Source organism: Luteimonas sp. A482, assembly GCF_054072655.1.
In genome coordinates, this window is the sequence record NZ_JBSVRO010000001.1 from 1,161,703 (window position 1) to 1,176,169 (window position 14,467).

Annotated in this window: 15 protein-coding genes; 1 reads left to right on the forward strand and 14 read right to left on the reverse strand. The window is 68.0% G+C overall.

Annotation, left to right across the window (positions count from 1 at the left end; genetic code table 11):
• Positions 1–43: 43 nt before the first annotated feature.
• From rnt to pstS (ACW5DW_RS05190), 10 genes are all read right to left on the reverse strand, one after another.
• Positions 44–679: a ribonuclease T gene (gene rnt, locus ACW5DW_RS05145; protein WP_457017684.1), complete on the reverse strand. Its 636-nt coding sequence runs from the start codon at positions 677–679 to the stop codon at positions 44–46.
• A gap of 218 nt (positions 680–897) precedes the next feature.
• The gene (locus ACW5DW_RS05150) at positions 898–1,683 is read right to left on the reverse strand and encodes an HvfC family RiPP maturation protein (RefSeq protein ID WP_457017685.1); all 786 of its coding nucleotides are present in this window, start codon (positions 1,681–1,683) and stop codon (positions 898–900) included.
• Entirely contained in the window at positions 1,676–2,548 is an 873-nt protein-coding gene (locus tag ACW5DW_RS05155) for an HvfB family MNIO-type RiPP peptide maturase (RefSeq protein WP_457017686.1), read from the reverse strand. The genes ACW5DW_RS05150 and ACW5DW_RS05155 overlap by 8 nt, the downstream gene beginning before the upstream one ends.
• A 19-nt stretch (positions 2,549–2,567) precedes the next feature.
• Positions 2,568–2,990 carry an HvfA family oxazolone/thioamide-modified RiPP metallophore gene (locus ACW5DW_RS05160; protein WP_457017687.1) on the reverse strand — a complete coding sequence of 141 codons (423 nt, stop codon included), beginning with the start codon at positions 2,988–2,990 and terminating at the stop codon, positions 2,568–2,570.
• 276 nt (positions 2,991–3,266) lie between these two features.
• Complete coding sequence (phoU, locus tag ACW5DW_RS05165) at positions 3,267–3,971, reverse strand: phosphate signaling complex protein PhoU (RefSeq protein ID WP_457017688.1); 705 nt, start codon at positions 3,969–3,971, stop codon at positions 3,267–3,269.
• 126 nt (positions 3,972–4,097) lie between these two features.
• Positions 4,098–4,928 carry a phosphate ABC transporter ATP-binding protein PstB gene (pstB, locus tag ACW5DW_RS05170; RefSeq protein WP_457018408.1) on the reverse strand — a complete coding sequence of 277 codons (831 nt, stop codon included), beginning with the start codon at positions 4,926–4,928 and terminating at the stop codon, positions 4,098–4,100.
• 19 nt (positions 4,929–4,947) lie between these two features.
• Positions 4,948–5,832: a phosphate ABC transporter permease PstA gene (gene pstA, locus ACW5DW_RS05175; protein WP_457017689.1), complete on the reverse strand. Its 885-nt coding sequence runs from the start codon at positions 5,830–5,832 to the stop codon at positions 4,948–4,950.
• Positions 5,832–6,800: a phosphate ABC transporter permease subunit PstC gene (gene pstC, locus ACW5DW_RS05180; protein ID WP_457017690.1), complete on the reverse strand. Its 969-nt coding sequence runs from the start codon at positions 6,798–6,800 to the stop codon at positions 5,832–5,834. The genes pstA and pstC overlap by 1 nt, the downstream gene beginning before the upstream one ends.
• A gap of 56 nt (positions 6,801–6,856) precedes the next feature.
• Entirely contained in the window at positions 6,857–7,945 is a 1,089-nt protein-coding gene (gene pstS, locus ACW5DW_RS05185) for a phosphate ABC transporter substrate-binding protein PstS (protein WP_457017691.1), read from the reverse strand.
• Positions 7,946–8,598: 653 nt separating this feature from the next.
• A complete protein-coding gene (gene pstS / locus ACW5DW_RS05190) occupies positions 8,599–9,621 on the reverse strand; it encodes a phosphate ABC transporter substrate-binding protein PstS (RefSeq protein WP_457017692.1) in 1,023 nt (340 codons plus the stop codon).
• A 288-nt stretch (positions 9,622–9,909) separates the two neighbouring features.
• On the opposite strand from pstS (ACW5DW_RS05190), the gene ACW5DW_RS05195 reads away from it, so the two are divergent.
• A complete protein-coding gene (locus ACW5DW_RS05195) occupies positions 9,910–11,211 on the forward strand; it encodes an OprO/OprP family phosphate-selective porin (protein ID WP_457017693.1) in 1,302 nt (433 codons plus the stop codon).
• Positions 11,212–11,286: 75 nt separating this feature from the next.
• On the opposite strand, the gene ACW5DW_RS05200 is transcribed toward ACW5DW_RS05195, so the two are convergent.
• Genes ACW5DW_RS05200 through ACW5DW_RS05215 form a run of 4 tightly spaced genes read right to left on the reverse strand, consistent with a single transcriptional unit; the run spans position 11,287 to position 14,466 of the window.
• Positions 11,287–12,318 (reverse strand): hypothetical protein, encoded by a 1,032-nt coding sequence (locus ACW5DW_RS05200; protein ID WP_457017694.1) that lies wholly within the window; start codon positions 12,316–12,318, stop codon positions 11,287–11,289.
• Positions 12,315–13,304, reverse strand: coding sequence for an NAD(+) synthase (gene nadE / locus ACW5DW_RS05205; RefSeq protein WP_457017695.1), 990 nt, complete (start codon positions 13,302–13,304; stop codon positions 12,315–12,317). Before nadE ends, ACW5DW_RS05200 begins: the two co-directional genes overlap by 4 nt.
• A complete protein-coding gene (gene prmC, locus ACW5DW_RS05210; protein ID WP_457017696.1) occupies positions 13,301–14,212 on the reverse strand; it encodes a peptide chain release factor N(5)-glutamine methyltransferase in 912 nt (303 codons plus the stop codon). Before prmC ends, nadE begins: the two co-directional genes overlap by 4 nt.
• A complete protein-coding gene (locus ACW5DW_RS05215) occupies positions 14,209–14,466 on the reverse strand; it encodes an acyl carrier protein (RefSeq protein ID WP_457017697.1) in 258 nt (85 codons plus the stop codon). The genes prmC and ACW5DW_RS05215 overlap by 4 nt, the downstream gene beginning before the upstream one ends.
• Position 14,467: the final 1 nt, after the last annotated feature.

The window sequence follows — 14,467 nt, forward strand, 5'->3', positions numbered from 1 at the left end:
CCCAGGTCGACGCTTGCGGCGTGGGTGCGCGAGCGTCAGCGGCTCAGCTGCGCTGCGGCGACGGCCAGGCGTTGACGATCTTGCAGAACAGCTTCGCGGTCTGCTCCGCGTCATACAGCGCCGAGTGCGCGTCCTCGCTGCTCCAGTCGAAACCCGCTGCCTGCACCGCGCGCGCGAGTACGGTCTGGCCGTACGCCAGGCCGGCAAGGGTGACCGTGTCGAACACGCTGAAGGGATGGAACGGATTGCGCTTGTGGCCCGTGCGCGCCACCGTGGCATTGAGGAAGTTCAGGTCGAAGTGGGCGTTGTGCCCGACCAGGATCGCGCGCTGGCAGCCGTGCTTCTTCACCGCCGCACGCACGGTCGCGAACACGTGGTCCAGCGCCTCGCGCTCGGGCTTGGCGAAGCGGAAAGGGTGGTCGAGGTCGATGCCGGTGACCTCCAGCGACTGCGGGTCGATGTCGGTTCCCGGTGCGGGCTCGACGTGGGTGCTGACCGATTCGCCGAGCACAAGCGCGCCGCTGTCGTCGACGTCGATCGGCACGGCGGCGATCTCGAGCAGAGCGTGGCGATTCCAATCGAAGCCGCCGGTTTCCACGTCCACGACCACGGGCAGGTAGCCGCGGAAGCGGCGGGTGAGCAGGCTGACGGGGGGCGCGGGCGTAGTGGCTTGATCCATGCACGAAGCCTAGCAGAGCGGCTGGTCAGGCCGGAATGCGACAAGGCTTGTGCATTGATGGATGGGCTGCAGGCTTTGGCGGCCCGCAGGCTGTCAGGCGGTGGCTATCCCGGGAGCTAGATCAAAATGGATCCCGGCTTTCGCCGGGATGACGGATCGGGCATGCGGCGGCGGCTGCCGGCACTGGTGGCGGCCGGCAAGTGCGGAAGGGATCCGGGTCAGGTCTCGCGGATGCCGCAGATCGTGCCTGCGGCCAGCATCTGCAGCAGCATGGCGCCGCCCTCGGCGAGGAACGTTTCCGGGTCGGCGCCGGCTTCGGTCGCGAGGGCCAGCAGGCAGTCGTGGCCGCAGCGGTCGCCTTGTGACAGCAGCTCCAGCAGGCGGAATGCCAGCGGCGACAGTTCGGCGAAGGACACTTCGCCTTCGGCATCGCGATGCACCAGCAGCAGGGTCGGCTGCTCGGGCGCAGCGGTCGGGCGCTGACCCGGGCTGATCCGGTGCACGGGCCAGCGATAGGCCAGTGCCCAGGCCTGCGGCGAACCCACGGGCACGCCGTCGAGCAGTGCCTGCATCGCGTCGAGTTGCCCGGCCTGGACCGCGACCACGTCGGCGCCGGGTTCGGCATCCGAAATCTGCAGCGCCAGCTCCACCCATTCGTAGTGCGCCAGCTCCGCAAGCCAGGGCGGCAGCGCAGGGGTATCGGACTCCCGGGCGTCGAGCCAGCGCACGAACTCGCGCCCGATCTCGGTGAACAGCGGTGTCTGACAGCGATGGCCGGCGTAGAAGGCGCGCACCAGGGCGTGCCAGTCCGGATCGGGCAGGGTCGCGCGGATCACCGGGAAGTTGCCTGCAAGCAGGGACTGCAGGTTGTTGTAGAGCAGGTCGCGATAGACCGCGAGTCGCCGCTCCTCGATGCCGGCGGGCGCGGGCGCTGTCTGCGGATCCCGCAAATGGCGCGACAGCGCGAACTGCTGCTCGCGCAGCGCGACCGGCGCCTCAGCCATGCGCAGGCACCGCTGCGAGCGTGGCAGCGCCGTACTGGAGCCTGCGGATGGCAGCGACCTCGTCCAGCAGTTCGCCGAACGGCGGGAAGTTGAAGTCGCGCTCGAGCAGAGTCGGGCGGACGCCGTGCACGCGATAGGCTTCGGCCAGCAGGGCCCACACGTCCGGGATGACCGCGGCCCCGTGGGTGTCGACCTTCAGGTCGGCGGCCTCGTCATGATGGCCGGCGACGTGGTAGCAGGCGATCCGCGCCGTCGGCATGCGCCGCAGGTAGCCGAGCGGGTCGTAGCCGTGGTTGACCGCGTTGACGTGGATGTTGTTGACGTCGAGCAGCAGGTCGCAGTCGGCGCGTTCGAGCACCGCCTCTATGAAGCCGGCTTCGTCCAGCGCCTGCGACTGCGCGGGCGGCAATGCCGCGTAGTAGCTCACGTTCTCGATGGCGATCCTGCGCCCGAGGATGTCCTGCACGCGGCGGATCCGGGCGGACACGTGCTCGACGGCCTCTTCGGTGAACGGCAGCGGCAGCAGGTCGTAGAGCTGGCCGTCGTCGCTGCACCAGCTCAGGTGTTCGCTGTAGAGCGGGACGCGATGACGCTCGAGGAAGCGCCCGACGCGGGCGACGAAGGTCTCGTCCAGAGGCGCCGGCCCGCCCAGCGACAGGGACAGGCCGTGGCAGGTGACGGGATGCCGTTCCGCCAGGGCTTCGAAAGCGGCGCCAAGCCGGCCACCGACGCCGATCCAGTTCTCCGGTGCGCACTCGAGGAAATCGAATGCGCCAGGCTCGGCAGCCTGCAGCGCGGACAGCAATCCGCGCCGCAGGCCCAGGCCCGCGCTGGCGTCGGCCAGCGGTGGCGGCAGCGCGTGCATGGCTACGCGGATCAGGCGATCAGGCCATGCCGCCGCACTTGCCCTCGCCGCACTTGCCTTCCATGCCGGCCTTGCTGCCGGCCTTGTGGGCCTCGTGTTCGGCCTGGTCGACGAAGCCGTCGGCGTTGGCGTCCATGGCGGCGAACTTCGCGGCCTCGTCCGGATGGACGGCAGCGAATTCGGCGCGCGAGACCTTGCCGTCCTTGTCGGTGTCGACCTTGTCGATGCCGCACTTGCCTTCGCCGCACTTGCCCTCGGCCTTCGCCTTGTCGCCGCTGCGGGCGGCCTGCTGTTCACTGGTGGCGGTGGCCGCTTCCTGCGCGCCCACCATGTAGCCCTGCGCGAGGGGGGTGATCGCAAAGCTTGAGCCCGACAGCAACAGGCCGCCGGCGAGGGCGGTGCCGAGGCTGACCAGGGTCGGTTTCTTGCTGGACTGCGTCATGGTGGAGCTCCTCTTTGGACGGATGCACCCGCCATGCGGATGGCGGGAGTCGGGAGGGGCGGATCCGTCGCATCGGCTCGATCTGAAGCCCGTGCCGCATGGCGGCACGGGTCACCCGGTTGCCAGGTCCCGCCATCTCCGGTCCGGGAGTGTGTGCGCAGCCGCATTAAGCGCGGGTTAGCCCGACGCCTCCCCAGGCTCGCGTTCCCGCCTGCGGCAGGGAGCTGCCGCAGCGATGTGCACGGCGTGTCCAGCGCCCTTGACGCAGCGCAGCACTCAGGTCGCGATGCTGGTGTCGTCGCGCTTCTCGCGCGGCGGCAGCGCGTCGTCGCCATGCACCAGGAACCAGATGTTCTCGGCGATGTTGGTGGCGTGGTCGCCCACGCGCTCGAGGTTCTTGGCCATGAACAGCAGATGGGTGCAGGGCGTGATGGCGCGCGCGTCCTCCATCATGTAGGTCAGCAGTTCGCGGAACAGGCCGGTATGCAGGAGGTCGACCTCGGCATCCTGCGCGCGCACGCGCTGCGCGGCCTCGGCATCGTTGGCGACGAAGGCGGCCAGCACGTCGCGCATCTGGCGCACCACGCGCTGGCCCAGCACGTTCAGGCCGCGCGTATGCGGCAGCGGCGGCGCGGCGTTGAGGGCGGTGGAACGCTTGGCCACGTTGGCCGCGTAATCGCCAATGCGCTCGATGTCCGAAGCGATGCGCAGCGCAGCCAGGATTTCCCGCAGGTCACGTGCCATCGGGCCGCGCAGCGCCAACCGCATGACGTCCTGGCTGATCTCCTGCTCGAGCAGGTCGATCGCCTCGTCGTTGGCGACGATGCGCGCGGCGGCCTTGTCGTCGCGACGCTCGACGACATCGAGCGCCGCCTCCAGTTGTGCGACGGACATTTCGCCCATGCGCAGGATCTCGCCGAGCAGGCGCTGGCGTTCTTCGTCGTAGCTCTTGACGATGTGGTCGTGGGGTTGGGTGCTCATGACGGTCACGGTTCCAATGGTGGGCGGTGTGGACGCAGCCGTACGTGGTACGGCAACGTGGGCTTCGGATCGTCCTTCCCGGCCATCATGGCCGGGCGTCCGGCAGTGCCGCGCAAGCGGGCTGTGTCACCCGAAGCGCCCGGTGATGTAGTCCTCGGTCTGCCGCTTGGAGGGGTTGGAGAAAATCGTCTCGGTGGCGTCGTGCTCGATCAGGTCGCCCAGGTACATGAAGGCGGTGAAGTCGGACACGCGCGCGGCCTGCTGCATGTTGTGGGTGACGATGACGATGGTGTAGTCCAGCTTGAGCTCTTCGATCAACTGCTCGATGCGGCTGGTCGAGATCGGGTCCAGCGCCGAGGTCGGCTCGTCGAGCAGCAGCACGTCCGGGCGCAGCGCCACCGCGCGCGCGATGCACAGGCGCTGCTGCTGGCCGCCGGACAGGCCCAGCGCCGACTGCCCGAGCTTGTCCTTGACCTCGCCCCACAGCGCACCCTGGTGCAGCGCGTGCTCGACGCGTTCGTCGAGCTGCGTCTTCGACAGCTTCTCGTGGTGGCGGATGGCGTAAGCGACGTTCTCATAGATCGTCATCGGGAACGGCACCGGCTTCTGGAACACCATGCCGACCTTCGAGCGCAGCCGGTTCATCGGGTACTTCGGCGAGAGGATGTTCTCGCCGTCCAGCAGGATCTGGCCGCTGGCGACCTGCTTGGGATACAGCGAGTAGATGCGGTTGAAGATGCGCAGCAGGGTCGACTTGCCGCAGCCCGACGGGCCGATCAGCGCGGTCACGCGTTTCTCGGGAATGTCGAGGCTCACGTCCTTCAGCGCGTGGAACTTGTCGTAGTGGAAATCCAGGCCCTTGACCGAGACCTTGGTCGGCATCGGCGCCAGCGCGCCGCGCTGGTGCGCCGCGAGCTTGATGCGTTGCGGGGACGCGGCGGTGGCGAGATCGTTCATGGACGGGTCCAGGGAAAGGTCAGTCATGGGAAATCCTGTTGCGCAGCAGCAGGGCGCGCGCAGACAGGCTGATCAGCAGGACGAATGCGGTCAGCACGAAGGCGCCGGACCAGGCAAGCTGCTGCCAGGATTCATACGGGCTGCCGGCGTACTGGTACATCACCACCGGCACGCTCGCCATCGGCTGCAGCACGTTGGAGTTCCAGTACTGGTTGCCGAAGGCGGTGAACAGCAGCGGCGCGGTTTCGCCCGAGATACGGGCCAGCGACAGCAGGATGCCGGTGATGATGCCGGCCGAGGCGCTGCGGTACAGCACCTGCACGATCACCTTCCACTGCGGAACGCCCAGCGACAGCGCCGCCTCGCGCATCTGCACGGGTACCAGTTGCAGCATCTCGTCGGTGGTGCGCACCACCACCGGCAGGACGATGAAGGCCAGCGCGATCGCACCGGCCAGCGCAGAGAAACGGCCGCCGGTCTGCATCACGATCAGGGTGTACACGAACAGCCCGAGCACGATGGACGGCGCGGACAGCAGGATGTCGTTGACGAAACGCACGACGGTCCCGATCTTGCGCGCCTTGCCGTACTCGGCGAGCCAGGTGCCGGCGGCGACGCCCAGCGGCGTGCCGATGCCGATCGCCATGGCGCACATCACCGCGCTGCCGAAGAAGGCGTTGAGCAGTCCGCCCTCCTGCATCGGCGGCGGGGTCATCTGGGTGAACAGCGCCCAGTTGAGGCCGCCGACCGCCTTGCTGAACAGGGTCCACAGGATCCAGCCCAGGAAGAACAGGCCGAATGCCGCGGCCAGCACGGCAAGCACGATGGCGAGCGCATTGCCAAGGCGGCGTCGCGCGTAGAGGCGGTCGGCGACCGCGAGTTCACGGGCGGTGACGGCGGACATCAGTTGCCCTCCTTGCGCGAGAGCTGCATCAGCATGAAGCGGGCGATCGCCAGCACCACGAAGGTCACGACGAACAGCACGAAGCCCAGCAGCAGCAGCGCCGAGCGATAGGTCTCGGTGGCCTCGCCGAAGTCGTTGGCGATCAGCGCCGCGATGGTGGTGCCCGGATCGAGCAGCGAGGCCGACAGCCGCACCGAGTTGCCGACCACGAAGGCCACCGCCATGGTCTCGCCCAGTGCGCGACCCAGACCCAGGAAGATGCCACCGATCACCGCCGAGCGGGTATACGGCAGGACGATGTCCCAGCTCACTTCCCACTTGGTCGAGCCCAGCGCGTAGGCCGATTCCTTCAGCCGAGTTGGCACGGTGAGGAACACCTCGCGCATCACCGAGGAGATGAACGGAATCACCATGATCGCCAGCACGAAGCCGGCGGTGAGCATGCCGATGCCCAGCGGCGGGCCGCGGAACAGCACGCCCACGCCCGGGATCGTGCCGAGGTGGTCATTGAGCCACGGGGTGACGTACTCGGTCATCACCGGCACCAGCACGAACAGGCCCCACATGCCGTAGATGATCGAGGGGATGCCCGCGAGCAGCTCGATGGCGGTTCCGACCGGCCCGCGCAGCCAGCGCGGCGCCACTTCGGTGAGGAAGAAGGCGATGCCGAAACTCACCGGCACCGCGATGATCATGGCGATGATGGCGGTGACGATGGTGCCGTAGATCGGCACCAGCGCGCCGTAGCGGTTCTCGACCGGATTCCATTCGGCCGAGTAGAAGAAACTCCAGCCCTGCGTAGCGAGCGCGTCGCGGCCGCCCCAGAGCATCGCCAGCGCGGCGCCGGCGAGCGCGAGCAAGACGAACACCACGGTGGCGGTGAGCACCCATCGGAACATGCGGTCGTTGCGCGCGTCGCGAACGTCGCGGGTGCTGCCGGTCGAAGCGGGGAGTGGGATGGCGCTCATTGGGTTTCCGGATTGGAGGAGGCGTCATCCCCGCGCGTTGCGCGCGGGGCCGATCGTCATTTGAACTCCGCAGCCCAGTAGGTCTCGATCTGCTGCACCAGCTCCGCCGGCAGCGGTACGTAGTGCAGTTCGCTGGCCTGCGCCTGGCCGTTCTCGAACGCCCACTTGAAGAACTCCAGCGCCGCCCTGCTGCGCGACGCATCCTTCGGCTGCTTGTGCATCAGCATGAAGTTGGTCGCGGTGATCGGCCAGGCGTCCGCGCCCGGTGCGTTGGTGATGACCAGGTTGAAGTCGCTGGCGCTGGCCCAGTCTGCGGTCGCCGCCGCAGCGGCGAAGCTCTCCTCGCTGGGCTGCACGAAGTTGCCGGCCGCGTTCTGCAGCGACGCATACGGCATGCCGTTCTGCAGCGCGTAGGCCAGTTCGACGTAGCCGATCGAGCCCTTGATCTGCTGCACGTAGGAGGCCACGCCCTCGTTGCCCTTGCCGCCCACGCCGGTCGGCCATTGCAGCGAAGTGCCTTCGCCGACCTTCGCCTTCCAGTCGGGGCTGAGCTTGGACAGGTAGTTGGAGAAATTGAACGTGGTGCCCGAGCCGTCAGAGCGATGGACGATGCTGATCTTGCCGTCCGGCAGCGTGGTGCCGGCGTTGAGCGCGGCGATCGCCGGGTCGTTCCAGGTGGTGATCTTGCCGAGGAAGATGTCGGCGAGCACGGCGCCGGTCAGCTTCAGCTGTCCGGGCTGCAGGCCTTCGAGGTTGACGACGGGCACGACGCCACCGATCGCGGACGGGAACTGGCCGAGGCCGGCCTGCGCCAGTTCCTCGCTCGACAGCGGCTTGTCGCTGGAGCCGAAATCGACGGTTCCGGCCTTGATCTGGGCGATGCCACCGCCCGATCCGATCGACTGGTAGTTGACCTTGGCGCCGGTGGCGGCGTTGTAGTCGGCCGACCACTTCGACACCAGCGGAAAGATGAACGACGCGCCGGCGCCGGAGATCTCGGTGCTCACGCGCTCGCCGGAGGCCGCCGCGGCCGAGGCTTCGGCCGAAGGTGCCTGGCCGGGAGCGGGGCTGTCGGACGAGCAGGCGGTGGCGAACAGGGCGGTCGACAGCGCCAGCAGGCTCAGGCGCGCGATGGGGGATTTCATGGGCGACTCCGTTGTGTCCGGTGCTGCGCGGACGGGATGCCACTATGAAATGATGTTTTTGTTACAGGCGTATGACGCCGCGACAGGGGAGCGTGGAAACGGCTGTATTTCGCGGTTCGCAGAATTTGTAGGAAGCCGCTCCTGCACGGGGCGGACGCGGGAGCGGGCAAAAAAAGACTCTTCTCCAAGCCAAGGGAGAAGCTGGACACGGTTGCTGGGAGTCCGCGCGGCTTCGATTGGACGCCGCGCCCTGTCGACCGGGAATCGCTTTCCGCTCGGTCAGGACATCCTGTCCTGACTCGCGCGCAAAACATCCATGTTTTGCTTTTCGCGATCCCCGGTCGCCAGGGCACGGCTCACTGGGACTGGTGCTGCGATGCTTCGATGGCCAGCTTTCTCGAAGCCACATCAGTGACTCGGCAGTGGTCGCTCCGGGGCGGGGGTTGCGGAAAGCAGCGCATGGATGCGCTGCGGCGGCGAGTCAGCCATGGATGGCTGACCGAGCCGAGGAGCAACCCCCGACCCGGGGCGATTCCGGGCCGCAGGCCTGATCCCGCCCACCCGGCCGACTCCCCTTGAATGGGAGAAGGAACAAAAAAAAGCGGGCCCGAAGGCCCGCAAAGAAGATCGCCGAGGGAGAGAGGGAGGGCGGATCAGTAAGGGAGCGCGGTGGTCCAGTAGGTTTCGACCTGGCGCACCAGCGAGTCGGGCAGCGGCACGTAGCCGAGCGCACGCGCCTGGTCGTCGCCGTTGGCGTAGACCCAGCGGAAGAACTCGCGCGCGTTCTTCGCGCTTTCCGCGTTCTTGGGCTGCTTGCGCATCAGGATGAAGTTGGTGGCGGTGATCGGCCAGGCGTTCTCGCCGGGCGCATTGGTCATCACCAGGTGGAAGTCGCGGGTCGTGGCCCAGTCGGCGCTGGCGGCGGCCGCCGAGAAGGTCTCTTCGCTGGGGTTCACGAAATTTCCGGCGGCGTTCTGGAGGCGCGAGAACGCCAGCTTGTTCTGCAGCGCGTAGGACAGCTCGACATAGCCGATGCCGCCCTTGATCTGCTTGACGTAGGCGGCGACGCCCTCGTTGCCCTTGCCGCCGATGCCGACCGGCCACTTCACAGCGGTGCCTTCACCCACTGCATCCTTCCAGCCGGAGCTGACCTTGGACAGGTAGTTGGTGAAGTTGAAGCTGGTGCCCGAACCGTCGGAGCGGTGGACGACGGTGATCTTGGCTTCCGGCAGCGGAACGCCGCCATTGAGCGCGACGATGGCCGGATCGTTCCACATGGTGATCTTGCCGAGGAAGATGTCGGCGAGCGTCTTGCCGTCGAGCTTCATCGCGCCGGCCTGCACGCCCTGCAGGTTGACGATCGGCACCACACCGCCGATCACCGACGGGAACTGCGCCAGGCCGGACTTGGCCAGGTCGTCGGGCTTGAGCGGCGCGTCGGACGAACCGAAGTCCACCGTCGCCGCCTTGATCTGGGCGATACCGCCGCCCGAGCCGATCGACTGGTAGTTGATCTGCTTGCCGGTGGCCTGCTGGTAGTCGGCCGACCAGCGCGAGATGGCCGGATACACGAAGGAGGCGCCGGCGCCGGTGGCGTCGTTGGCGTATGCGGAGGAAGCGGCAAGGGCCGCCGACAGGCCGAGCGCGGCGATCGAGGTCTTGAGGATGGCGTGCATGGAGTCCCTGGAGTCAATGCGGGAGGAGTCCCGCTGCGGACGCCATTGCACGACTGCGAGATGACAGCCCGATGCCGTTGCGATGACGGTTGCATGACAGCGCTACGGAACCGCGCTCTTGCAGTGGTTGCCGGCCACATCCGTCCTGTCATTTTCCCGTAATCAAACCGCCCCATTCTGTGCACGCCAGGGCGGCCATGCATCGCCGCCCAAGTGCTTCCGGACGCAGTGTCGCGCCCTTCTTGTCGCCTGCACCCTCCTTCCTACTCACCATCGGGAATCCATCACATGCGTCACACGATCCTCGCTGCCGCGCTTGCCACCGCGCTCGGCTCGACCAGCTTCACCGCCGCCGCGCAGTCGGCGCAGGACCGCGAAGTATCCGAGCTCAAGGCCCAGATCATGGCGCTCGCAGCCAAGGTCGAAGAGCTGGAGACGCGCACCGACGCGCAGTCGGACATCAACGTCGCCACCCAGGAAAACCTGGACAAGATGTCGACGACCAATCCGGTCGTCTCCACCAAGGGCGGGATCAAGATCACCTCGCCGGACAAGAAGTTCGAAGCCTCGATCGGCGGCCGCATCCATTTCGATGCCTATGCCTTCGATCGCGACCAGGCCGATACCACCGGCACCACCGAGTTCCGCCGCGCGCGCCTGACCCTGCAGGGCAAGGCCTACGGCTGGGACTACAAGATGGAGAACGACTTCGGCGCCGGCGGTGGCCTGGAAGGCTTCCGCGACGTCTACATCGCCAAGTCCGCGCTGGGCGGCAAGGTCACCATCGGCCACTTCAAGCCGTACCGCTCGATGGAGGAGCTGACCAGCTCCAACGAGATCCTGATGATGGAGCGTCCGTTCGCGTCGGCCACCGGCCTGTTCAACGGCCGTCAGTTCCAGCAGGGCGTGGGCTACCTGCGCGCGGGCGACAGCTACACCGCCGGCTTCAGCGCCTTCAACCTGCGTGGCGCCAGCGGCACGCGCAACGAGGGTGTGGGCTACGCGGGCCGCGCGACGTTCGCGCCGATCAACACCGCGGAAAGCACCCTGCACTTCGGCGGCTGGGTGAGCCAGGAGAACGCCAACAAAGGCTCGGCCGACCTGCGCGCCTCGGTCAACTATGCCGGCCGCCGTGGCCCGTCGCAGACCATCGCAACGGTCAGTGGTGCCAGCGGCGATGAAGTGACGGCCTACGGCCTCGAGGCCGCCGGTTCGTTCGGCCCGATGTTCTTCCAGGGCGAATACGCCAACGCCAGCTTCGGCCAGCCGATCGGCCCCGACCAGGACGTTGCCAGCTGGTACCTGCAGGGCAGCTGGCACCTCAACGGCGGCCACAAGCCTTACAAGGGCGGCACCGGCGTGTTCGGCTCGGCGGCTGTCGACGACCGCGGCCTGTGGGAGCTGACCGCGCGCTACGACTCGATCGAGAACAAGGACATCCAGGCGCTGGACGTCAGCAGCTGGATCCTCGGCGTGAACTACTACGTCAATCCCAACCTGCGCTTCATGTTCAACTACACGCAGGGCGACAACGGCTTCACCGGCGACGAGACCGGGCAGTACGCGCTGCGCACGCAGTTCTCCTGGTAACACGCCACCTGCTGATGCGATGCCGGCGAACCGGGCGCGAGCGAAAGCCGCGCCCGGTTCGTCTTTGTGCCTGGCCTACTCGTCTTCGTCGAACGCGGTGAACCGGACCGCGGGCGTGGCCTGCGTTGCATCCTTCCAGCGCGCGTAGATGGGACGCCGCTGCCGCGCCCGGAAACCGCTGCGCAGGAGCGCGGAGAGTTCCTGCTCCGGCAGGCAGCATTCGACGGCCAGCGACCTGCAGCCCTCGGCGACCGCGGCCTGGGCGAGCCGCGCGATGCAGTGCGGCACGGACGCCCCGGGCTCGAAGCCGAAATCCGCGATGCGCAACACATCACCGTCGCGATGGCATGCAAACCATGCGATGGGCGGCGCCTCGGCGCTGCGGCGAAGATAGAGGAACCGGAACACCGCCAGCGGGCTGTGGGCAAAACGCCATTCGAGCACCGCCCGGTCGCGCACGCCTTCGAGCATGCCTGGATGTGACCAGCGCGGATGCGGCAGGTCGTGCGGCGTCCGGCTCCAGTCCGCATGCAGTCGGCCGCGATGCGCGTTGCGCAGCAGGTCGCGGATCGCAAACGCGCCGTCGACGGCGCTGCCCAGCATGCGTGCGAGCGGCCTGGGCAGCTTGCGCTCGAGGTAGGGCGCGTGTCGCAGGGCGCGGACATAGAGCACCATGTCGCCGATGTGGACGTAGCCAAGCCGCCTCACCACCGGCACGGCGTTGGCATTGGGAAACCCGTAGACCAGATCGCCCGTCGCCAGTGCGCGTTCGCTGGCCGCGCGCTGCAGCTGCATGGCCGGGCCGAGCGTGCGGTGACCCGCGAGCACCGCCATGTCCGCAAGCAGGCCGCCGCGCAGGGCGCGCTCGCCGGCGCGCATGCGGCGCCAGCCGACGCCCGCGGTTCCCACGATCTCCTGGCCCGGCCCGGGGCGCAGGACCTGCAGCTGGGCGCCCTCGGGAGCGGCACGGTAGAACCATTCGAACTTGGCCGCACGCCCCTCGCTGCCGCCCAGGCTGGCGCGCCACACCGCGATGGCCGCGTCGCCTTCGCGCGCGATGTCGCCATCTTCGACCCGGTAACCGTTGCCTTCGGCGGCGGCGCTCATGCGATGTCTGTCCCGACCGCGACCTCGCCCAGCAGCACAGGACGCATGTGCAGCGGGCGTGTGGTGCGCCGCTTGCGGACGATGTCCTCGTAGACTGCCGCCGCCTGCGCCGGGGTGACGCCGATGGCCTGCGCCAACACTTCAGCATCGAGGCCTTGTTCGAGCGCCCACAGCGCGAGGTCCATGGACCGGTAGGGCAGGGCGAAGTAGAACTCGTCCTGGCCCTGCTCGAGGCTGTAGGTGTCGGTGGTCGGCTGCGCGCTGCACAGCCGTTCTGGCAGCCCGAGGTGGCGCGCCATGCCGTAGACCTGGGTCTTGTACAGGTGCGCGATCGGCTTGATGTCGGCCGACCCGTCGCCATTCTTGACGAAGAAACCCTGGTCGTACTCCAGCCGGTTGGGCGTGCCGACCACGGCGTAGTGCAGGCGGTCGGCGTGGAAGTACTCGATGGTCTTGCGCAGGCGCTGCTTGTAGCTGGTCGCCGCCACGATCGTCAGGTACTCGTGCAGGCGCAGCTCGCGTTCGTGCAGGGCGCCGTCCGGCGAGCGCGCGACCAGGCGGAAGCGGTTGATCGCGCCCTCGCTGCCGCCGGCGATCGCCAGCTTCATTTTCCAGTCGTCGCCGTACTCCGGAAGCACGGTGCGCACCGCGGCATCGCGCGCCGCGTAGGCGCCGATGGCTTCGAGCGCCGGCGCGATGTCGAAGGTCTCGGCGTGCACGCTCAAGGAGTCGGCCAGCAGCGCCGCACGCGCGGCGCTGTCGGGGTCGGAATCGCGCTCGGGCAGGATCAGGCAATGCACCTTGGTCGCGCCCAGGGCACGCACCGCCAGCGCCGCGCACACCGAACTGTCGATGCCGCCGGAGATCGCCACCACCAGGCCGCGCCGGCGCAGCTGCGTTGCCACCGCTTCGCGCAGCCCTGCGCAGATGCGGTCGGCCTCACTTTCGTAGTCGATGTCCAGAACGTTCCAGTCCAGTCCACTCACGCCACCACCTCCTCGAGCTTGCCGCGACGTGCCAGCACCGCGCGCACCACGCCGCCGGCATCCCTGTGTTCGCGCACCTCATCCCAGGCGGCATCGTTGCGCAGCCTGCGCGCCATGGCAGCTCCCTGTCCGGCGCCCACCTCGAACGCCAGCCAGCCGCCGCTGCGCAGGAACCGTGGCGCTTCGTGCATGAGCCGGGTGAGGATGGACACGCCCAGCGTCCCGCCGTCGAAGGCCAGCCGCGGCTCGTGCGCTGAAATCTCCGGCGCCATCGCCGCGACCTTGCCGCTGCTGATGTATGGCGGATTGCACACGATGAGATCGACGCTGCCCGCAAATTCCCGTGCGTCGAAAGGCGCGAGCAGGTCGCCGCTGCGGAACCCGGTGCGTCCCTCCAGGCCCAGCATCGCGGCGTTGCGGCGCGCGAGTTCGATCGATTGCACGCTGAGGTCGGCGCCGTGCACCTGGACGCCGTCGACATGGTGGGCCAACGCGAGGGCAAGATTGCCGCAGCCGGTGCACACATCGACCGCAAGCGTGGCGGCGATCTCCTGCGCCAGGCCGATCACGGCGCGCCCCAGCAGCTCGGTTTCCGCGCGCGGAATCAGCGCATCCGGCCCCGCCATCAGTTCCAGTCCGAGGAAGTGCTGGCGGCCGGTGAGGTGGGCGAGCGGTACCCCGGCCATGCGGCTGTCGATCAGATGATCCAGCCGGCGCTGCGCGTCCGCATCCAACGATGGCAGCATCGCGGATGCGTCGGCAGCGACGGCGGAGCGCGGCGAGCCGGCCGCGGTCCAGCACAGCGCAAGCAGAGTGTTTTCCGCGGTTTCCTCGGGCTTGTCCGGGATCGGCTGCCAGTCCTGCCGCAGCCGCTGCAGCCGGGCTGCGTACGCGTCTGGCAGGGTCATGCCGGTTTCGAGCGGAGCACGAACGAGACCATGCGGTCCACCGAATCGAAGTTGTCCGGCACGATCGCGGCGTCCTGCACCTGCAGCGAGAAGTTCTCCTCCATCAGCAGCACCAGCTCCAGCACGCCGGTGGAGTCGATGACGCCCATGTCCAGCAGCGACGCGTCATCCGGCAGGCGCGCGGGGTCGTCGGTGAACATCAGGTTTTCCATGATGTGGCCGCGGATCTTTTCGCGGACGGCGGTTTCAGTCATG